We start from the raw sequence: 18,888 nt of genomic DNA, 5'->3' as shown, positions 1-18,888 counted from the left end.
CTCGCTGGGGGGTGTCCCCGGAAGGACCCGCAACCGCCGGCTGGCCCATCACCGCCGGGCGGCGAAGCGGGCGTTGACCATCCGCACCGCCTCCTCCAGCCGCCGGCCGATGTTGGCCCGCACCGCCCGCTCGACGATGTCGTGGAAGCGGAAGCGCGGGCGGTAGCTCGGCGCTCGGACGAAGATCACCACCGGCCGGGCGTCGGCGCCGTCGCGCTGGTAGATGCCCGGCGGCAGCCCGCCGGCGTTGCCGGGCAAGGCGGCGAAGTAGCCGTTGCGCCGCCGCTTCTTCCGGCTGCGGGCGCTGTCGCTCCGGTTGGCCGTGTATCCCTGTTCCCCGAAGGCCCTGGTCTGCGACAGGATGCGCACCACCTCCGACCGCCGCATGTTGCCGTAGGCGTCCAGCTTGGCTTCCTCGCCCGGCACCGCGAACATGCCGGCCGGCAGCAGGCCGGCAGCCCGTAGCTGGCGCTCCATCCGCTTGTCCCGGCGTGGTCCGCCCTCGACATTCGGCAGCAGGTAGCGCGCCGCCGGCGTGCCCTTGCCCCAGTCGTCCTTGAAGCCCACCCAGGCCACCGGGTCCGCCTTAGTGGCGGGCCGGACGAAGGTGGACTTGATCGTGTAGGGTGTTGGCCGGTCGAAGGTCTCCGGCAGCGCCCGCTGCACCGCCAGCTTGGCGTCCTGCGCCGTCTTGGTCAGCGCCATCGGCAGCGCGTAGCGGGCGAGCTGGTCGCCGTACCGGCGGATGGCCGCCTTCACCTGATCGGCAGAGGCCTGGATCCGTGCGTCGGCCATCTTCTTCCTGTCCCTGATGTGACGGGCATCACTGCTGGCCGACCGCCTGTGGATGACACTGGCAACTCGAAATCGCACTGAAATTGCCTGCCATTCGACAGGCTCAGGACCAACAGGATCCGGATGCCACAAAAGCCCCAGCCCCTGGCAATTTGCCTGGAGTGCGGAACGCCCTACCTCGCATTGGAGGCGATCACGCACGGGTGCACAACGCAGACTCCAGCCGGCCGATGTAGCGGCGAGGTCGCCGCCAGATGGCGCAACGAAGACTGGACCGTCTGCCCATCCTGCAGCGGCGCCGGCTGTACGGAATGCCGCAGCCTCGGCTGGCTGCCCGTACCGCGCTGATAGGCACCCCGCTCCTATCGTTTCGGGTCGGCACCGCCGTCAAAGTGTTCACGCGTGAACACTTTGGATGGCCGACGGAGGCGGTCCCGGACGTCGAGCGCCAGCAGCACCATCCGCCCGACCACCAGAGCCACCGTGCCCCAGAAGGCCAGCTCCTGCGCCGGCCCGTGCAGGGCATCGAGCCACCAGCCCATGGTGCCGCCAATCGTGACGATGACGCCGTCGGTGGCGGTGCGGGTGGTGAGGCCGTGCATCACGTCCTCCAGCTGCATGGTCATGCCGCCAGCTCCTCGGTCAGGTTGGCCAGCCGCTGCCATCCGGCCTCGAAATAGCGCCGGTCGCGCTCGATGCCGATGAAGCGCCGGCCTGTGGTCAGCGCGGCATGGCCAGCCGACGCGCTGCCGAAGAACGGGTCGAGCACCGTCTCACCCGACGGGCAGACAGTGCCGATCAGCTCGGCCAGCAGCCCGACCGGCTTCTCCGTCGGGTGGGCGCCGAACCGCACCGGCGCATGGCGCAGCACGTTGGCGACGTTCCGGCGCAGCGGCTCGCTGCCCTTGCCCTTGGTGAAGTGGTGGATCAGCTCGTGTTGGTGACGGAAGTGCGTCCCCATGCCGAAATAGGTCTTGTCCCACACCAGAAGTCCCACCCGCTTCAGGTCGGCGCTTTCCATGGCGTCGGCCGCATGGCCGGACAGGAACAGCGAGGCCTCGCCGCCGTCGATGGCATCGGCCAGATGATCGCCCATGCGCCAGTCGATGAAGGCCAGCACATGGCCGCCCGGCTTCAGCAGCCGCTGCCATTCCATGGCGCAGGCGCGCAGCAGGTGGAGAAAGCCGCGCGTGCTCAGACTGTCGGAGCCGAACCACCGATCACCGCCGCCGCCCTTGGTCGACCGTGTCATGGTCTTGCCATAGGCAGTGCGGCCAGCCTCGCGGGTGGCGCCGCTGGAATAGGGAACGTCGGTCAGCACTAGGCTGATCGAGCTGTCGGGAAGCTCCCGCATCCGCTCGATGCAGTCGCCCAGCATCAGCGTCGCGGCGCCGATCGTCACGGAATGGGACATGATTTCCTTCGGGCGTGTTCAAGAGAGAGTAGGCGCTTGGGGCGCCCGGGCTTCCCTTTTGACGGGGGGGTGAATGCCCACGCTTCAACGTTTAGGGCATACGATACGTTTAGTTGCACCGTGCAGCAGCGCCGTCCACATTGAGGGTATGGAACCACTTCCCCTCTCAGCCGGCTTGTCCGCGCCTATGACCCAACTTAGCCATATGTTGGAACGTCGGGCGAAGATGATGCTCGCTTCGCAAGAGCGCCTGAAGGCAGCCACTCAGTGCATTGAGTCCACCGAACGTTTGCTTAACAGCGTGAACGATCGCAGGCCTGAGAAGCGGAACGAGAAGCCTTAAACCTCTGATTTTCCGCCTTTTTTGAAGCAAGCTTGCGATAATGCTGATTTTCGCAAGCTCGGTTTCAGGCCGTTCCGACCGTCAGCGGCTTGACGAAGAAGGCATCCTCGCCTCCCTCGATGGACACACCGTCGATGGTCACCGCCACCTTCGGCTCCGCCAGCAGCGCCGCCCGGTCGACCTCGCTCTTGGTGCGGATAAAGCGCCGCAGCTTGCGGTCCTCCTCCAGCCGCTTCAGCAGCGCGTCGACATCCGCCACCACCAGCTTGGCCGTCGTCTTCTTCACGCCCATGGTGCCGGTGGACAGCGCCACCGACTTCTTGCCGCCGGTCAGCAGGCTGGCCCGGTTGGCGTCGAAGTAGCCGCGCAGCAGCTCGGTGTCGGCGGAGATGGCCGTACGCAGCGGCGCCGCCGCGGTCTCATAGGCGAGGTTCGCCTGGGCGACGGCCACGTCCAGCGAGGCTTTCAGCCGGCCCAGCTGCACCTGCGCGGCGCCGATCCGGCCGACAACGGCCGCGGCCTGGTCCTGGGTGCGCACCCTGCGCACCGGAGCGGCGATGGTCTCGCCCATGTCAATCCTCCGCAATGAGCGCCGCCATCTGGCCAGCCAGATCGGCGCGGTTGTCGTCGTAGATCTGCAGGGTCTGGACATTGCGGTGCCGGCTGAAGCGCTGCACCGCCCGGATGTTGCCGTTGCTGGCGTCCAGCGCCGCGGTGATGGCCGAGTGCCGCAGCCCATGCGGCCGGGTGGCGATTCCCACCCCGGCACCCAGTTCGCGGACGATCTGGTAGACGGCGGCGCCGGTCAGGCGCCCTGTGCCTCGGCCGGCGGCATCGAGGCGATGGAACAGCGGCCCGGGGGCCTTCCCCCGCACCGCGATCCATGCCTCAAGCGCCGTCCTGGTGGCGGCCGGCAGCGTGACCTGCTCGCGCTGGGTCCGCCCCTTGCCCAGCACCGCGACGGCGCCGCGCCGGCTCTCGTAGTGCTCCAGATCCAGCGACACCACCTCACCGCGGCGCAGGGCCACGTCATGCAGCAGCCGGACGATCGCCGTATCACGCAGCCCCTTGGCGTCGGTCCGCTCCCTGGCCTGAGCCACCATCGCCCGCACGCCATCCCGCCCCGGCCCCCGCGTGTCGCGGTAGGTCACGGAGTCGACGTTCTCCGCGTCCAGCGTCCAGCTGACCAGGCCCAGCGTGTTGCCCAGCTTGACCACCGAGCGCAGCGCCGCCAGCCGGCGGTTCACGGTGGCGGGCTGGAGCTGCCGCCGCACCATGTCGGTGCGGTAGCCCAGCGCCAGGGCGTTGGCCTGCCCATGCTCCACCGCCAGCAGCATCCGCACCGCCTGTTCGGCGGTGGCGGCGAAGGCGGCGAGCCCATCCTGCCGGGCCACGAAGGTCCGGAAATCCTCATGATCGCGCCGGTAGGCCCGCACCGTGTTGGCCGAGCGCCCGGCATAGAAGGCGTCCAGCAGGTGCTCCTGGATGCGGTCCAGCCGCAGCGCCGGGGCGTGGCGGGCGTCGCTGACGTCCTGTCCGGCCGGATCGCCCGGAAGGACGGGAAGGCTCATCCGTCGATGGCGTCGCGCAGCTCGGCCACGGTCATGTCCTCCGGCAGCTCGCGCAGCATCGCCGCGACCTGCTGGCCGAAGAACGCAACCGCCCCATCCGACGGGCACACCGCCGCCGGCTCGTTGCCACGGGAGAGGCCGGCGCCGGCGGCGACCGCCTCGCGGATCAGCTCGTCCATCCTGCTGTCCTGTCAGGAAAGCCACGCGACCACCCGCGCATCGGCCACTCGGCCGGCGGCGTGATCGCGCAGCATGTCAAAGAGAGGCGCGCAATCCTCCACCAGCTCGATCAGCCAGGGTGCCCGGATCCAGCCCTGCCGCGTCTGGATCTCGATCGCCTCGATGTCGGCGCGGAAGGGTCCGCCCTGGTAGGTGATGCGCGCGGCGAAGTGACGATCCACCGGGCCGAGCTGAAGGCACAGCACGCCGTCCCATTCGGTCCGCATGGCCAGCCCCCGGACAGCGGAAGGCCCGCCGCGGCAGCTGCCGGGCGGGCCTTCCTTCACACGCAATTCGTCCCGCTCACCCTGTCAAGGAATTGACCTTTCGTCAAGGATTATATTCCCATGGAGCAGCCGGCGCGCTGATACCGGTGAGCACATGATCGCGCAGGCCCCAGCCGCCGATCCGCTCCAGCAGCTCCGTCATGCCGGCATGCCAGCCGGCATAGTCGGTGTTGGCCTCCACGATCTCGGCATCGCTGTGGGCGGGCTCCAGCGGGCACCATTTCACCTGCACCTGCCGGCGACCGTCGCCGAAGGTGCGGAAGTGGAAGCCGCGCTCTTCCTCGACGATCCGGCGCTGCCCGCGGGCGTCGAAGAGCGACTGGCCGCGCAGCACATAGCGCTTGGCCAGTTCCGAGCGGGTCGGCACAAACTCCCACCGCTCGGCCGTGACATGCCGGTACCGGCCGCGCGCCTCGCTCGGCCGCTTCACCGCCACCATGGCCGGCACCAGCGGCAGCCAATCCGGCCGGGTGCCGGATCGCCCATGGAAGCGGACGAGGCGGCGCTGCCACGGGTCGAGCCATCCCACCGCGTTGGCGACCGCCTCGGCATCGGGATGAACCGTCACGGCGATGCCGCGCACCGGTCCGCCGCCGTCCACCCGGTCGCCGACCTCATGACGGCGCAGCAGCTCGGCCACACCGTCGCCGCTCACGCCCTGCGGTTCCCATCCATGGTCGTTCGCCGCGGCCTCGATGTCGAACAGACCGGACTGGACGCGGTCGGCCTGCTGATCGCGCAGAGCCCAGGTCACTAGGGTTTCAAGGTCGAGGTGCCGGCGGGTGTCGCAGCGGGCGAAAGCTAAGGCCACGATGCCCCCGTTCAGGCTGCAGCCGGTACGGCCACCGGCTTGCACAACGCGCCGGGGAACAACATGCCGATGCCCACCACCAGGGTATCCAGCGCCTCCATGGAGATCTGTCCCGGATCGATGCGGCCGGTGTGCTGCAGGTAACGCGCTTTGGCAAAGAGATCCTGCGGAGTCAAGATCTCGCCCTTGACCAGAACCTCCTCCAGGCTTCCACGCAAGACCTCGATGTGGTCGGCATCGCTGGCGCCCAACGCTTCGTAGGCCAGGAAGACGGGCATCAGCGTTGAAGGGATGGCGGGCATGGGGCAACCTCCGTCGGCCACCCGGCGGAACACACCCGCCAGGGCTCTAGGACTGTTTGCCCAAAATGATTACCAATTCCTTGCAACTAACCCGTAATCGGAACTTTCCTTTCATCCGATGGGTTTTATTCCGTCGTTCGCCCATTCCCCGTCCCCCCCCACTCCTCCACACCACTGTGGCGGTGACCAATTCCGGGCTTCATCTCCGGTCATTCAACCGCAAGCGCGTGCGCGACCAGTTCGGGCTCCTTCTCGATCATGCGCAGATAGGACTCCACAGCGGCATCGGGAGCCCGACGGCCCTGTTTCCATTCCTGAAGGGTGCGCAGAGGAATGCCGAAGCGCTCGGCAAACACTTCCTGCGAGAACCCGGTCGAGCGGCGAACCCGCTTCGCCAGAGGCGGGCACTTCATGGCGGCAAGCTGGTCGTCGATGAAGGGAGCGTCATCGGTCATGGCTGACACCATCGGGTTGGCTGTTGACTTGGAAGCACCGCAGCGTCTCGCATCACCTTCAGCGTGGTTTGAGGTGCCGGTTCAGCGCCAGCCCGAACCGCTGCATCCCCACGACGAACTCCAACGTTGTCCAGTCGAAGGTCGTCCCCGGCGCATGGGCGATGGCGTGCCAGTTTGGTGAAAGCGCCATCATGTTCGAGGGATCGTCGGCGCCGCCATCGCACAGGAAATCGATGTGGTGGACCTGGGTCAGATCACCAGCGGCCCCATCGAGGATGGGTTCGCCGCTGATCTGGCAAACACCGCCGTAGAGCTGCCGGATGCGCGCAACGTGCCCGACGTTGCGGGCAAACGTTTCCCCGTGCAGTTCCCGGCGGCTGGCTGGCCCTGGTTCCTTGTAGGGCAATGGCGCGACGGGAGTGCCTTCCGCATAACTCAGCAAACGGTTGCCCTTGGGAACGTACCGGTAAGGGCCCGTCAGATTTGGCAACTCCAATTCCCCCAACGTGAGAGGCGGTGTGAAGACCGTGAAGTCCGACAGGGTGACGTTCCCAATTCCGGTGTCCAGCGTCGCCCCACCCTTCCGAGCCGCGCTGATCCCTGCAAGGAGTGTCTCCTGAGTTGGAGCCCCTGACGCGCTGCCGAACTTGGTCCAGAGTCGGGCCGGGGTCGTGCTCTCATGCTCGACGAAACGTCCGTACCCAACAATGAAAGGCGCACCCCGCTGCTTGAAAAACCAAGGAACGCCAACGCTGATCTCTGTCGGCACCGTGTAGGTCGGGCGCCAGAATGCGACCCTGGCCGGACGGTTGACGAGCGAAGCCAAGTGCGAAAACCATTCAGGGTCCGTTGACGCGTAAACATCAGGCATAAAAAGCGATCCGCGATTGGCAGCACACAACCGCCACCTTATCCGGTCACCCGTAGCACCTCAATCCCGCCCGTTGCCTTTTGCTCAAGCTGCAACCGAGTCTGGCTCCTGATAACGTCGCGTCATTTGATGAAACACCCACCCTTCGACCGGGGCACCACCCGCTCGCCCCCGTCAGCTTTGCCACCATACCGTTCAGTTCTTGGCGATTGATGCGGTAGAGGGTTGAGCGGAGCATCAGGATGAAGGCGGCTTCGGTGTCCGTCATCTGGAAGGGGCTTTTCGTGACGCCGCCCAGGCCGGACTATTCCCCTTGCGGGTGTTCTATTCATCCGTCCCCCGGCATAGGGGCACGCTCCGGACAGAGTGCGGGCATAAAAATAGCCGCATCGCAAAAACGCGCGGGCGGCCTACCGCCAAGTCATAGAGTTATCAGGCTCCGAGGCGGAGGATGGCTCGAGCCGTGGTGGGCGTCAAGAGGCGAGCATGAGTTGACTTACACACCCTCTCAGCAGTTTTTGTCCGACTTCTGGATTATTTTGATGATTTTGTTCCATAGTAAAAGCCAGTAGCAGCGGAGACCAAGGTCACAATTGGACCAAGAATAACTGCAAATTCCTTAAGCTCACTAACGGTCATCTTTTTGCAATAAAGGAGAAAAAATATGGCAACAATAACAAATGCCAAGATCCCGATAAGAGAATACGCTATCCCTTTACGAGCCGCATCCTCATGAATAGTAGAATTATAAGGTTTCTCAAGCGGTTCCTGAACTCGATTTATATTCTCTGATGTGTAATCAAGATCACCTGATTCATCGGGATCGTCACTTCGATTTGACGCTGTTTTCTTAGTGGGTTTAGCAGGATCTATCCGACGTGTTCCAACATGCTTCTCAATGAGAGACGGTTCTTCAGACGGAAGCTTGCCCCCGCTAAGAGGTGGCCTCTCTTTGACATCTTCTGAAGCTCCTTCTAGAAGGGGCCCTTGGGTTTGGGGGTTCTCAGAAGGAGCTTCAGAAGCCTTAGGAGTAGTTTCTGGCGTTACTGATGAAGTAGGCTTCTTGTCGGCGGGAGTATCTGCATTAGCGTCATGAGCACCATTGCCGTCAGCAGAATTTTTTTGGTCTTTATCCGACACAATTCTTCTCACTTAGAAAAGTTATTTCCGTTTCTTATCTACGCCAAATCTCTCGAAGCTCGTTATCATCACTCTGAACTAGAATTTTTTTCCCTGAATTTTCGTTTTCAACAAAAAATTTCTCAGATCTTATGGACCTCCTTAGAACATCTGTAAATGACAAATTTTCCTGCTTAGCAACACGCTGCAAGAATTGAACTTCGTTTTTTGGAAGATTGACCGTAACCTTCTTCACTTCTTCCTTTTGCTCCGATTTCCTATCGTCTTCCGAGTTCATAGCAGTCTCCAACGCTAAGATAGACGAACCATATATAGTATGGTAAAATCCCGTATGTCAATCCATCCCATCTGTAATAGGTCAATGTACACCGACCGTATGGGCACATTATGGCGTGTCGTCAGTTGAGCCATATGAGAGCCGACACGAGGTAAATGGCCGCCAGAAAGTTGCTTGCAAGCTTGTCGTAGCGAGTGGCAATGGCTCGGAAGCCCTTGAGTTTGTCGAAGAATCGTTCGACGAGATTACGTTCGCGGTACAAGGCGAAGTCCGAGACCTGACCGGCGGTCAGAGAGATCACCACCGTGTTGCCCAAAGCGTCCATGACGGCATGTATCTTGGTCGTTACCCTGCCACGGGACCGCCCGATGGTATGGTTGGCCCCCCTTTTTTGTGCGCCCCAGCGCTGTGCTGATGGGCTCGGACGACGGTGGCGTCGAGCATCATGTATTCGTTGTCGCTGTCCTCGGCCAGAACCTGAAGAGGCGTTCGAAAACTCCACTTTTGCACCAACGGTGGTAGCGGCGGTAAGTGTTCTTCTAGTCCCCGAAGCAGGCGGGGAGATCGCGCCACGGAATGTCGGAACCGTAGCGGTACAGGACCGCGTCTACGAATCGGTTGTCCTTTGCCGTCCCGCCGACATGCCCACGGCGCCCTGGCAGAAAATCCTGGTCCGCTCCCACTGGTCGTCGCGCAAAGCATAGCGCCGCATTGGTGGGCCCTCCCGTCAGCAGACCCTCTATGAATCACCCAGTCTGCCTGCTGGGAAGTCCCTAACTGACGACACACCCTAATGGCTTTATGTAAAATATTAACTATCATTTACGCTTGGATATTAGCACAGAAAATTTTCAAGACCCGCCCAAGACACTGTTGGCATCAACCGCTCCGGCGCATCGAGGAAAAGCCAACCGCCCGGCTGGTGATGATGGTAATCGGCAGCGATCAAGTCGGTCAGAACCTTGTCCAGTTTGGCACCGGGGATGGTCTCCCACGCCGGGTGTCGGGCTGATATCAGATACAATGCAGGCGGCTGTGACGACGGGCGCAATGTCGCGCAGATCGCACAAGACGGTGAGCCACGGTTCGCCGGTTAGCACCTCGGCCAGCAGCGGCTTCAGCGGACTGCGGCGGGTGGCTAAAACGGGGTCGGTGTGTAGCGACATCAGCGGCCCCCCATCAGCTTGGCGTTGTGCAGGTCGACCACGTACTGGACGAGGGTCGCCGTTGCGTCGTCATCCTTCAGGCCCGTGAGCGCTACCCGCTTCATGTGTTCCATGTGGGCCAAAATCGAGCATCGATCATCGGGATCCACGGACCACGGGCGGGCGGTGGCCCCCTTCAGGGAGGAGACCTTCTCGACGGCCGGCGCCGACGACGCGGGCGTGTCCACGGGAATGGCCTCCACGTCGATGACCGTCGGCGCCGGCAGCGCGGGTGGCTGGGCGGATGCCGACCTTGCTGCCTCGATCACCGTCCAGACTTCCACCAGAGCGTCCGCCGCCACCTCTTCATCCTCCTCCGCCTTGGCCGGGCTGGCGAACAGCGCGAACAGCCCCGGCGCCTTCACCTCCGGCGCGGCCGGCTTGGGCGGCTTCAGCACCGCAACCTCGGCCCGCGTCACCTCGGGCCGAATCACGCCCTGCTCAAGCGCCTGCTTGCGCGTCGCGTCGGGCAGGGTGGCGATGGCATAGAGCGTGGACATCGCCTCCGGCAGCTGGTCCAACGGCACCTTTTCGGTGTCCACGAAGGCGGCGATCTCGCGCAGCTTGCGGGCGGTCGAGGTGCTGAACGGAAGGTCGTTCGTCACCATCGCCTCGTATTCGCCGTGCGGCAGGGCCTCCTTGGCCTCGTTCAGGCGGCGGCCCACCGCCACGGTGGCCTCCAACGCGTTGGTCCACTCCCGGCGGATGTCGGCGGCGAACTCGGCACGGGTGGTCAGGGTGCGCGGCTTGGCCAGCATGGACAGGCGGGCATTCCCCAGGCTGCGGGCAGTCGGTGCCATCGTCAGACTCCCATCTCGACGGACAGATAGGCCCACAGGTCGCGGAACAATGGGCCGGTGCGGGTGCCGGGGATCTCGGCCGTACCCAGGCCAGCCATGAAGCTGCGCGGCACTTCCTGAAGCAGCGGGATCTCCACCGGCGCCGGCGTGCCCATACCGGAGATGATGGCCCGCGCGTCGGCCGTCTCCCGCAAGCGTGGCTGGATCTGGCTCAACAGCAACCGCATCGGCCGGCGCCGGCTCTGCAGATAGGGCAGCATGGCCTGCATGCTGACCAGATCCTCCGGTCCCGGCCGCACCGGCACCAGCACCAGGTCGGCCGCGTCGAACAGCAGCGCCGTCGATTCGGGGAAGAACTCCACCGCGGTCGGCGTGTCGATCACCAGCAGGTCGAGGTCCTGCGGCGTCGGCCGCTCCACCTCGCCCAGCACACGCTGCTCGCCAGCGATCGGCGCCACGTCGGCCGGGCGCAGGCTGTGCCAGTGCGTCAGGCTGCCCTGCGGATCGGTGTCCAGCGTCCCCACCCGCAGCCCGGCCGTCGCGGCGGCCACCGCCAGATTGCGGACGGTTGCCGTCTTCGGCCCGCCGCCCTTCCCCTGCACCACCAGAATCGTCTTCATGTTCCAGCCCCCAAAGTGTTCACGCGTGAACACTTTCCCGTTTCCCCACGCCGCCGATCCGCGCTGTCGGCGGACCAGCGACACCCGATTCGTTGCCGCCGCTTCAGCGGTCGGCCTTGCCCTGTTCCCGCCGCTGGTGGGCGTGGAAGAGGCGCATCAACTCCGCCGTGGTCAGAAGCTTGCCATCGACCAGATGCAGCGCGCCGTTCCGGTAGACCCGCAGCCCGGCGGCGCGCAGCACCTCGACGGCGCGGTACACGCCTGGCTCCTCCGGCTGGACCTGAACCGGCCGGCGTCGCGCCGTGCGCGGCGGCACGCCCAGATCCAGGGGAAGTTGCTGGCCGGCCCGGCTCATGGCCGCGCGTCCCGCCGCAGCGCGCCGCTGTTTCCTGTGCCTCTTCCGACCGAGCCGCCCATCCCTGCCCCTCCCCCATCAAGCGCGAGCTGCTGCACCATGCCGCCGTTTCTCAGGCAGCCACGGTGCCCGCCCCGTCGCCTTGAAGCTGTTGCTGAAGCGCCTGGATCAGCGTCGGCACAATCGACGGCAGCACGTCGCGCACGGCCTGTTGGGCGGCCAACTGGACCGCCTGCGCCAGATCCGGCGGCAGCCCACCAGCCGGCGCCACGTCGCCCGCTCCGTCTGCCCGGTCGAGCGCCCAGCCCAGCCACTTCTCCAGTTCCTCCGGCGTCGGCCGGTAGCCGTCACGCAGCCGCTCTTTCTGCGCGTCCTCCAGCCACTCCACCGCCAGGGCTGCGCGCTGGGCGTCCCCCAGAATCTCAGCCGCCCTCTGCACGATTCTCGGATGCCAGCCACGATTCCGCTCCGCCCCCGGATAGCCCTGGGAGTCTTCCGCCGCAGAACGTCCGCCGGAAATCGGAAGGGGGAGGTGACGCTGGCGGCGGTCAGGATTCTGGCCTGCCGCAGTTTTCGACGCCCGCGCGCCTCTATTTCTATTATTTAGATCTATTTCGGGCGGCAGAGCTGCGCCGCAGTTTCCGGCTGAATTGCCGCAGTTTGTGGACGCCAGCGCCGCAGTTTCTCCGTCGCCGTCCGAAAACGCGCCGCTGTTTTGGCCGGATAGTGCGGCACCCGCACCGCTGTTCTCCGCACCGCCGCCGATCATGCCGCTGTTTGCACCCGGAACTGCGGCGGCCATGCCGCTGTTTCGGCCACCCGCTCCCGCCCCCTGCCACCCGTCCGCCGCAGTATCGCCGCCGAACCGGGCAGCAACTGCGGCATAGGTGCCGCCGTTTGCCACGGCGAACAGGTCATCGGGCAGGCCGTAGGCTTCTGCGATGCCGCAGTTTTCCAGCTGGACGGCGGTCGCCCCCAGCCAGTGTTTGCTGAAGCGGTAGCGGGTGGAGCGGGCTCGCCCGCCGCCCTTTCGGTCCACCTCGATGATGCCGGCGCCCAGCAGCCAGGACAGGCCGCGCTGAACGGTGCGGCGGTCGCACCGCATGGCCCGCGCCAGCTTGTCGGCACCGATCCACGCCACCAGCTCGCCGCAGCGGACGAAGATCGACTCGTCGCTGCGCCTGACCAGCAGCAGCGCCAGCACCCGACGCTTGTCGGTCAGGCCGGGCGCCAAGCCCAACGCGTCCTGGAACAGCTCGCGCAGCAGGTAGAAGGGGGAACGCTTGTCCGCCTGGATCATGCTGCCCCCGCTGTGAGAGGGGATGCGAGCTGCCGCAGGATTCGACCGCAGCGGGGGGAGCATAACAGCGGCAGCGGCACAGCGCGGTCGAAGCGGATCGGTGCGGCGGCGCTCATGGTCGCAAACCCATACTTCCGTGCGCCATTCCGGCCTATCTGGCTGACTTCCATGAACGGCATGACGCACCTAATTTTCGTTGGTCGAAGACAGCAATGGGCTCGCGTGGCAACTGCCGCGCAGAGCGCAACCTGGTTGACATCAGCGGTAGACTCCGGGGCGGTCGCAGCCACGACCGCTCCATCCGCCGGCGGGCCTCGCGCGGCGCCATAGCGCCGGCCGGCACAATAGAGCTGCACCGCCGCCGCGGCACAGCTCCCGGTGATGCAGATGGATCTCGGATCTTTTCGCAGGCGGAACGGTCGCCCGCGGGCGGTCATTCACGCCCTCGTGTGGCAGCGCCAGCGGTAGCTGTCCGCAGCGATGCCAGAGTGTGCAAACGCGCCGTCCCACGGCGCAGCAGCGCCGCCAGTTCGACCGCTTCCCTTTCGTCCAGCTCGGCCAGCGAACGCGCGTTGCAGAGCGTCCGCACCACCTTGTCGACGGTCGCCCATTTCACCGCTGCGGCAGCTTCGAAAGCCGGCCAAGCATCGAGCACGGCACGCTGGGCAGGTGTCAGATGGGATCGATCACGCTTGGTCATCACGCCTCCCCCGATAAGAGGGAGCGGCAGGCGCCGACTGGGAATAGCGTCGGCCACGATCACATCCGCGCGATTTACAAGAGAAGGTCGGTTGCAAAAAATCGAAGGCGGACCGCTCCATATCGACTAACCGATCCACCATTGCTACTATGACGCTGTAATTACAACTGATGGAGCAATTGAAATGTCGTTTGCTGAAGGCTACCAGCGGCGCCTCGAAGCTACCCGTCACCTCGAAATCGTCGCCGCTCATTTGACAGCGGCGTACTTGCCGAGTGTCACGGTGCTCACCACCGCAGGGGTGGTAGCAATCTACCGCGATATGCTGGCCGAGCTGAAAGCTAAGCCCCAGTCCGATACTGAGGCCGAGACCACAGAATAATTTCCTTCCAATTCGAACATTGGCATGGGGAGCGCCAAAGTTATGACGCTCCCCCACCTGGGCTATACAGTGAGTGTTAATTGCCTTATCTCTGTCCAATTCGGGCAATGACTGGGCGCTCGAGAGCGTTCGCACCACCTTGTTGACGGTCGCCCACTTCACCGCTGCGGCTACCTCGAAGGCGGGCCACGCATTGAGCACGGCGCACTGGGCAGGCGTCAGATGGGATCGATCAAGCCCGGCCATCACACCTTCCCCGATAAGAGGGAGCGGCCGGCACCGGCTGGACATGGCGCCGGCCGCGTTCGCATCCCGGCCACGGACAAGGGAATGCCGGGAGCGAATCTCCTAACAAGCAGTGAGGCGGCAGGGAGGCCCCTGATTGACCTGCGGTCCTGGCCTCTACCTAATCCGTCACGCGACGGACAGGCATCCGAACATGAGGTTGCCAGTTGCCGCATCGCGTAAAGCGAGCGATGCTTCCTGTATTGGCAACCCATGGTCATTAACATGCAGATACTCTCCGCAATCAGCTTTGCAGAACCGTTTGGCGCGGCGCCCTGGCTTCCTGTGGAAAGTCGCCACGAGAAAGGTCTGAGAGCTTCTGCAAGGTTACACCGCGCAGCTTGTGCTTCCGTGCGGAAGCAATAACCACCGGCCAATGCTTGGAAGGGATCGAGTCTCGACGATGCCATTGCTTCACGACTCCGTAATCGACCCCACAGTCGTCGGCGAGGGCAGCGCGGCTAGGCCAGCGTTCTATGAGTTCCTTGAAGCTCATTGGGGTAAGGTACGTTTCGTACCGTACTGCGTCAAGACGAAACGTACCTTGCCCTTTGGTACGCTTTGTCCCATGAGAAAGCCGGACAAATCAGCTGCACCATACGAACGCTTGCAGTGGGCGCGAGCCAATGCAGGCTTTGGAACCCCACGCGATGCGGCGGAACGGTTTGGCTGGAATTACAATACATACAAGAGCCATGAAAACGGTGCTCGCGGGCTTAAACAAAAGTCCGCCGAGCGGTATGCGCACGCGTTTAAAATATCGCTTAGCTGGCTTCTTACTGGTGAAGGGTCTGAAGCACAGACTCTCACCACTGATGAAATTGCTCTTCTCGAAAAATATCGGAGGTTGGATCAGGCCGGCAAAAACGCCACCCAGGTCTTAACCGATGCGCTTGCTAAACAGGAAACGCCCACGGAAAAATTAGCGCTCTGATGTGGCAGTGAATGCGCCTGGACCGTTGACCCGTTCTCATAGGGTACGTTTTGTGTTGAGTTGAAAAGGTACGTGATGTACCGTATTCGCAACATGAGGTGTCAAAAATCACGTTGAGTGCCTACCGAATCCATTCGATGGGCCTTCAAGCAGCGTGATCGAGCGAAAAACAAAGGAAAGGGCAATGAGCAACCAAATTCGGGTTCCATTGCAGCGTCGTGCCGGGGCGCAGAACGTATCCATGGACCGATCCTTCGCGCCGTCGCACTCCGAAAAGCTGGAGAGCACGCTGCGGCACATGGCTCCGGCGCTGCCCAAGAAGGGCGCAACGCCGTTGGTCACTTACAACGTGGTGGTCAACAACCGCTGGACAGCGCATCGGACATCCATGCGGCTCGATGTGACGTCGTGGCTGTTGCTGGATCACGTTGCGGAGGCAGAAGGCTACGCGAACCGCGATGTCCTGATCAGCGCCGTGCATGAGCGGTTCCACACCGACGATCTGCCGCTCACCTCTCTGGTCCGCCTTTTCCTCCAGACCTACACAGCGCCGAATGCCGTGCTGTCCTTCCTGAGCCAGGAACGCCGCGCCAATGGCTGCGGGTTCACAGCCAGCCGGGTGGAAAACTGAGATGACCGGCGCGGTAGATGAAACCGTTGCCCTGGTCGGTCTTGTCCAACGGCACTTCGAGGAAGCCGGCCGGGTCGAGTTGGAGGCAGGAAGCACCCGCCTCCAACTCCGCCGCATGCGCCTGCTATCCGCCGCGCGCTATCACCGCGACTACGCCGAACTGGCACGGAAGGAACTGCCGTGATCCTCACCCTCGAATCAACCGACTGGCAGGTGTGCCACGCGGCGCAGTTCGATACCCCGGCCGACGTCCGCCGGATCCAGTTCCGGCAGGGCGAGCGGCTGGTCATCCTCGCCGCGGGCGAGGTGCCGGTCGTCTGCGACATCCTCACCCCCGGCGTCTACAGCATGGACATCCCCACCCACTACCCGCGCGCCGTCTTCCCCGTGCTGGTGGTCGCCGTGCCCTCCCCCACCGCCTACCTGCTGGCGCATGGCGGACCGACGCGGACGCTGCCGGCCGTCCCGCTGGCCGACCCGCACACGGGAGGCTCGACGTGATCGTCGCCTATCGCCGGATGGAGGTGAGCCTTGGCCGCCCGAGTCTCTGACCTGGAAGGCTTGCCGTACTGGCCGCGCATGCTCAGCCGCGACCAGGCAGCGCGCTATGTCGGCGTGTCCCCCGGCCAGTTTGCCAAGGAAGTCGAGGAAGGCCGCTGGCCGGAGCCTGAACGCCGCGGCGGCGCAGGCAGGCGCACCGCCCGCCTGTTGTGGGACCGCCTGCTGCTGGATAGACGGCAGGACGAGCGCAGCGGGCTTGTGCAACACTCATCCACGACAGGCACGGCGGGCGCTGACGAATGGGCAAGGTGGAGTTGACGGTCCTGCGCATGAAGCGGGTGGCTGGGCGCTGGTATTGGCGCACCACCCCAGCCGTCAAGGCGCTGGGCTTCAGCGACGAAGCGCTGGGCGATGACACGGACAAGGCGATTGCCCGCGCTCGCGAGTTGAACGCAGAGGTCGAGGCCGAGCGGGTCCGCCGCTCCGGCCTCCAGCCCGCGATCCTCCCGAACAGCGTGGCCGACCTCATCGCGAAGTATCAGGCCTCGCCGCAGTACGCCAAGCTGGCGCCGAAGACGAAGCACGAATACCGGCTCCTGCTGAACCGGATCGAAAAGGTGGCCGGCAACAAGCTGGTGGCCAGCATCACCAGGGCGTGGCTGGTGACGGGCTATGAGGCGGTGCAGAAGAAGTCCGGCCTCGCCACCGCCAACGCGGTGATGCGGATCTGGCGGATCGTGCTGGGTCATGCCTGCGACCGCGGCATGATCGACGTGTCGCCGGCGGATGGGATGCGGCTGATCGGCACGCAGGCCCGGACGCAGCTGTGGACACCCGATCAGGTCGAGATCTTCTGCGCCGCCGCCATCGAGGCCGACCGGGAGTCACTGGCGCTCGCGGTTCGGCTGGCGCTCGACATCGGCCAGCGGCAGGGGGACATCCTGGCGCTGAAATGGTCGGACTATGACGGCACAGCCTTCAGCTTGGTGCAGGGGAAGACCAAGCACGCCCTGCGGGTGCCGGTGACGCCGGCCATGCAGGCGCTGCTGGGGAAGGTGAAGCGCGACGCCGTGCAGGTCATCGTCAGCGAGGCGACTGGCAGGCCGTACCAGAAATTCCACTTCGGCCACGAGTTCGCCCGGATCCGCGCGCTCGCCCAGCTGCCGGCGGAGTTGCAGTTCCGCGACCTGCGCCGCACCGCCGCCACCGAACTGGGCGCGGCCGGCGCCACTGATGACGAGATCCGCGCGGTGACGGGGCATCGGTCCCGCGGCGTGGTCGCCGTCTATGTTCGACCGGATGATCGCATGGCGGCGGCTGCGCAAAGCAAGCGGAGCAGTGTGCGTTCAGAGATAGGTAAATTCTCAAAAAAATAGACGCTTGAGCCCTTTTTTAGGCTCAAACGCCACAGCTCAAATTTTCCTATTCTTTAGTGGCGCAAAAGCTACGCCAGCTCCACGTCACCGCTTTCCAAAATGAGACCGATATTGAGGATCGACCAAATCCTCAGACTTTTCCTTAGTATCGAAGAAAAAACGGCGGCTAGCGTAGGGAGAAGCGGAGCCGCTTTTACCCCTTCTCGTTGGATAACCTTCTTCCGACACCTTCTTCATTTTTTCTTCCACCGACTTCCGGTCAATTTGAGGGTTTTTCTCCAGGATAGCTTCAATGTTGAGCTTTTCCATTGCACACCTTCCTAACGGACCGCAAGAGGTCGATATGCATCACGTGTATGGACAATCGAATTGTGCCGCATACGCGCTCCATGATCGACCAGTAGCTTATGATAACGGCGGATAGCAGCACTCAGTTCCGGAACTTGGCCAAAATCATCGATCTTTAGGTTTAGCTCTTTACGGAGCAATTCCATATTTATGCCAATTCCGTGTGAGTTCCATCGACGCACGTTGTTAAGTCTATCAGCTATTTCTTTTGACCGAGCCTTTTTCATATCTTCAGTCACTGGAGTCTTTTGGGTCTCTGTTTCGACCCAATCCTTGAATTTGTATTTTACAAGCCACTCCTCGAGCAAAGAACGAGAAAGATCTCTAGCTTGCTCATAAGAATAGAGCTGACCTTGATCAAAGGACAACAATATATCCATCTCAGGACTGGTAATCTTCCCATCATTTGCCTTAGCAAGCAAGTCTTCATACCGGATTAAATATCCCAATGCAGGGATAAGAGCCCCATCTGGACCTTCAATTTGGGGATCAATCGGACCCAAAACAGAATAATAGTCCATATGGATGGCATCACCTGCCATTGCGAGAATAGTCCCAGCCGACATTGCATAACTAGGAATCAGAAAATCAACAGTGGTGTAGTGATGCCTAACTGTGTCAGCGATACGCCTCGTTGTTTCCGCGAAACCTCCAGAGGTTTCTAGAATGAAGACAAGCTTTTTCTTCTTATTTTCTATTTCTTCTACGGCATCCCGAATTGCATCATCAACACCAAAAGCTATTGGCCCGACATAAGCTAGGCAATCAGCATCCATCAGATCCTCAATTTTTTGGATCCTTTCTGATAACTGCTCTTCAATAACCTGCTTAGTTCCAGTCGACTTTAAGGCCATCACCCCGGTTCCTTATTCTTATCCCATCGCGCTTTAGCCGCACGTGTAGCGATTTGTTTACGCTCCTCTGCTGTCAGCTTTTCTGCTCGTGCGGGCCCCCCTCTTCTACCGC

26 protein-coding genes and 2 pseudogenes are annotated in these 18,888 nt (G+C 63.1%); 7 read left to right on the top strand and 21 right to left on the bottom strand.

The features are described 5' to 3' along the window. Window positions 1-48 precede the first annotated feature (48 nt). The 19 genes and pseudogenes from GBZ48_RS21580 to GBZ48_RS21495 all read right to left on the bottom strand — a co-directional run bounded on the left by GBZ48_RS21580 (window position 49) and on the right by GBZ48_RS21495 (window position 13,465). Window positions 49-795, bottom strand: a complete 747-nt coding sequence (locus GBZ48_RS21580; RefSeq protein WP_174472886.1) for a hypothetical protein — start codon at window positions 793-795, stop codon at window positions 49-51. Window positions 796-1,157: 362 nt separating this feature from the next. Next, a complete protein-coding gene (locus tag GBZ48_RS21575; protein ID WP_174472885.1) occupies window positions 1,158-1,421 on the bottom strand; it encodes a hypothetical protein in 264 nt (87 codons plus the stop codon). Continuing rightward, entirely contained in the window at window positions 1,418-2,209 is a 792-nt protein-coding gene (locus GBZ48_RS21570; protein WP_211105838.1) for a DNA-methyltransferase, read from the bottom strand. Before GBZ48_RS21570 ends, GBZ48_RS21575 begins: the two co-directional genes overlap by 4 nt. Before the next feature lie 407 nt (window positions 2,210-2,616). Continuing rightward, window positions 2,617-3,123 (bottom strand): host-nuclease inhibitor Gam family protein, encoded by a 507-nt coding sequence (locus GBZ48_RS21565; RefSeq protein WP_174472884.1) that lies wholly within the window; start codon window positions 3,121-3,123, stop codon window positions 2,617-2,619. 1 nt (window position 3,124) lies between these two features. Continuing rightward, complete coding sequence (locus GBZ48_RS21560; RefSeq protein WP_174472883.1) at window positions 3,125-4,123, bottom strand: tyrosine-type recombinase/integrase; 999 nt, start codon at window positions 4,121-4,123, stop codon at window positions 3,125-3,127. Beyond that, entirely contained in the window at window positions 4,120-4,302 is a 183-nt protein-coding gene (locus GBZ48_RS21555; RefSeq protein WP_174472882.1) for a hypothetical protein, read from the bottom strand. The genes GBZ48_RS21560 and GBZ48_RS21555 overlap by 4 nt, the downstream gene beginning before the upstream one ends. 12 nt (window positions 4,303-4,314) lie before the next feature. Continuing rightward, on the bottom strand, window positions 4,315-4,569 hold the full coding sequence (locus GBZ48_RS21550) for a hypothetical protein (RefSeq protein WP_174472881.1): 255 nt from the start codon (window positions 4,567-4,569) through the stop codon (window positions 4,315-4,317). A 103-nt stretch (window positions 4,570-4,672) separates the two neighbouring features. After that, the gene (locus GBZ48_RS21545) at window positions 4,673-5,440 is read right to left on the bottom strand and encodes a hypothetical protein (RefSeq protein ID WP_174472880.1); all 768 of its coding nucleotides are present in this window, start codon (window positions 5,438-5,440) and stop codon (window positions 4,673-4,675) included. Window positions 5,441-5,451: 11 nt separating this feature from the next. After that, window positions 5,452-5,742 (bottom strand): hypothetical protein, encoded by a 291-nt coding sequence (locus GBZ48_RS21540; protein WP_174472879.1) that lies wholly within the window; start codon window positions 5,740-5,742, stop codon window positions 5,452-5,454. A gap of 209 nt (window positions 5,743-5,951) precedes the next feature. After that, window positions 5,952-6,197 carry a helix-turn-helix domain-containing protein gene (locus tag GBZ48_RS21535; protein ID WP_174472878.1) on the bottom strand — a complete coding sequence of 82 codons (246 nt, stop codon included), beginning with the start codon at window positions 6,195-6,197 and terminating at the stop codon, window positions 5,952-5,954. 58 nt (window positions 6,198-6,255) lie between these two features. Continuing rightward, window positions 6,256-7,068 carry an HNH endonuclease signature motif containing protein gene (locus GBZ48_RS21530; protein WP_174472877.1) on the bottom strand — a complete coding sequence of 271 codons (813 nt, stop codon included), beginning with the start codon at window positions 7,066-7,068 and terminating at the stop codon, window positions 6,256-6,258. 534 nt (window positions 7,069-7,602) lie between these two features. Further along, a complete protein-coding gene (locus GBZ48_RS21525) occupies window positions 7,603-8,208 on the bottom strand; it encodes a hypothetical protein (protein ID WP_174472876.1) in 606 nt (201 codons plus the stop codon). Window positions 8,209-8,606: 398 nt separating this feature from the next. After that, window positions 8,607-8,756 (bottom strand): annotated as a pseudogene (locus GBZ48_RS37080) (transposase); the annotation flags it as partial. A 9-nt stretch (window positions 8,757-8,765) separates the two neighbouring features. Beyond that, window positions 8,766-9,197 (bottom strand): annotated as a pseudogene (locus tag GBZ48_RS21520) (IS5 family transposase); the annotation flags it as partial. 453 nt (window positions 9,198-9,650) lie between these two features. Next, window positions 9,651-10,490 (bottom strand): DUF3102 domain-containing protein, encoded by an 840-nt coding sequence (locus GBZ48_RS36375; protein WP_246307366.1) that lies wholly within the window; start codon window positions 10,488-10,490, stop codon window positions 9,651-9,653. Between the two features lie 2 nt (window positions 10,491-10,492). Continuing rightward, window positions 10,493-11,110, bottom strand: coding sequence for a ParA family protein (locus tag GBZ48_RS21510; RefSeq protein WP_174472875.1), 618 nt, complete (start codon window positions 11,108-11,110; stop codon window positions 10,493-10,495). Between the two features lie 103 nt (window positions 11,111-11,213). Continuing rightward, window positions 11,214-11,465 (bottom strand): hypothetical protein, encoded by a 252-nt coding sequence (locus tag GBZ48_RS21505; RefSeq protein WP_174472874.1) that lies wholly within the window; start codon window positions 11,463-11,465, stop codon window positions 11,214-11,216. A 112-nt stretch (window positions 11,466-11,577) separates the two neighbouring features. Further along, window positions 11,578-12,765, bottom strand: coding sequence for a hypothetical protein (locus GBZ48_RS21500; protein ID WP_174472873.1), 1,188 nt, complete (start codon window positions 12,763-12,765; stop codon window positions 11,578-11,580). A 433-nt stretch (window positions 12,766-13,198) separates the two neighbouring features. Further along, window positions 13,199-13,465: a hypothetical protein gene (locus tag GBZ48_RS21495; protein ID WP_174472872.1), complete on the bottom strand. Its 267-nt coding sequence runs from the start codon at window positions 13,463-13,465 to the stop codon at window positions 13,199-13,201. Between the two features lie 184 nt (window positions 13,466-13,649). Between GBZ48_RS21495 and GBZ48_RS21490 the strand changes: the two genes are divergently transcribed. From GBZ48_RS21490 to GBZ48_RS21460, 7 genes are all read left to right on the top strand, one after another. Further along, window positions 13,650-13,847 (top strand): hypothetical protein, encoded by a 198-nt coding sequence (locus GBZ48_RS21490; protein WP_174472871.1) that lies wholly within the window; start codon window positions 13,650-13,652, stop codon window positions 13,845-13,847. Window positions 13,848-14,535: 688 nt separating this feature from the next. Continuing rightward, window positions 14,536-15,066: a helix-turn-helix domain-containing protein gene (locus GBZ48_RS21485; protein ID WP_174472870.1), complete on the top strand. Its 531-nt coding sequence runs from the start codon at window positions 14,536-14,538 to the stop codon at window positions 15,064-15,066. Window positions 15,067-15,250: 184 nt separating this feature from the next. Next, window positions 15,251-15,697: a ribbon-helix-helix domain-containing protein gene (locus tag GBZ48_RS21480; RefSeq protein WP_174472869.1), complete on the top strand. Its 447-nt coding sequence runs from the start codon at window positions 15,251-15,253 to the stop codon at window positions 15,695-15,697. Between the two features lies 1 nt (window position 15,698). After that, window positions 15,699-15,881, top strand: a complete 183-nt coding sequence (locus GBZ48_RS21475; protein ID WP_174472868.1) for a hypothetical protein — start codon at window positions 15,699-15,701, stop codon at window positions 15,879-15,881. After that, complete coding sequence (locus GBZ48_RS21470) at window positions 15,878-16,198, top strand: hypothetical protein (RefSeq protein WP_174472867.1); 321 nt, start codon at window positions 15,878-15,880, stop codon at window positions 16,196-16,198. Before GBZ48_RS21475 ends, GBZ48_RS21470 begins: the two co-directional genes overlap by 4 nt. 30 nt (window positions 16,199-16,228) lie before the next feature. Further along, window positions 16,229-16,516 (top strand): hypothetical protein, encoded by a 288-nt coding sequence (locus tag GBZ48_RS21465; protein ID WP_174472866.1) that lies wholly within the window; start codon window positions 16,229-16,231, stop codon window positions 16,514-16,516. Further along, a complete protein-coding gene (locus GBZ48_RS21460; protein WP_174472865.1) occupies window positions 16,507-17,574 on the top strand; it encodes a tyrosine-type recombinase/integrase in 1,068 nt (355 codons plus the stop codon). Before GBZ48_RS21465 ends, GBZ48_RS21460 begins: the two co-directional genes overlap by 10 nt. An 84-nt stretch (window positions 17,575-17,658) precedes the next feature. Here the strand turns inward: GBZ48_RS21460 and GBZ48_RS21455 are convergent, their stop codons facing one another. Next, window positions 17,659-17,883 (bottom strand): hypothetical protein, encoded by a 225-nt coding sequence (locus tag GBZ48_RS21455; RefSeq protein ID WP_174472864.1) that lies wholly within the window; start codon window positions 17,881-17,883, stop codon window positions 17,659-17,661. An 11-nt stretch (window positions 17,884-17,894) separates the two neighbouring features. After that, window positions 17,895-18,776: an SDH family Clp fold serine proteinase gene (locus GBZ48_RS21450; RefSeq protein ID WP_174472863.1), complete on the bottom strand. Its 882-nt coding sequence runs from the start codon at window positions 18,774-18,776 to the stop codon at window positions 17,895-17,897. Between the last annotated feature and the right edge of the window lie 112 nt (window positions 18,777-18,888).

This window comes from Azospirillum melinis, from assembly GCF_013340935.1.
Lineage (GTDB): Bacteria > Pseudomonadota > Alphaproteobacteria > Azospirillales > Azospirillaceae > Azospirillum > Azospirillum melinis.
Note: the sequence above shows the minus strand (reverse complement) of the source record. Positions and strands in the feature narration are given on the sequence as shown.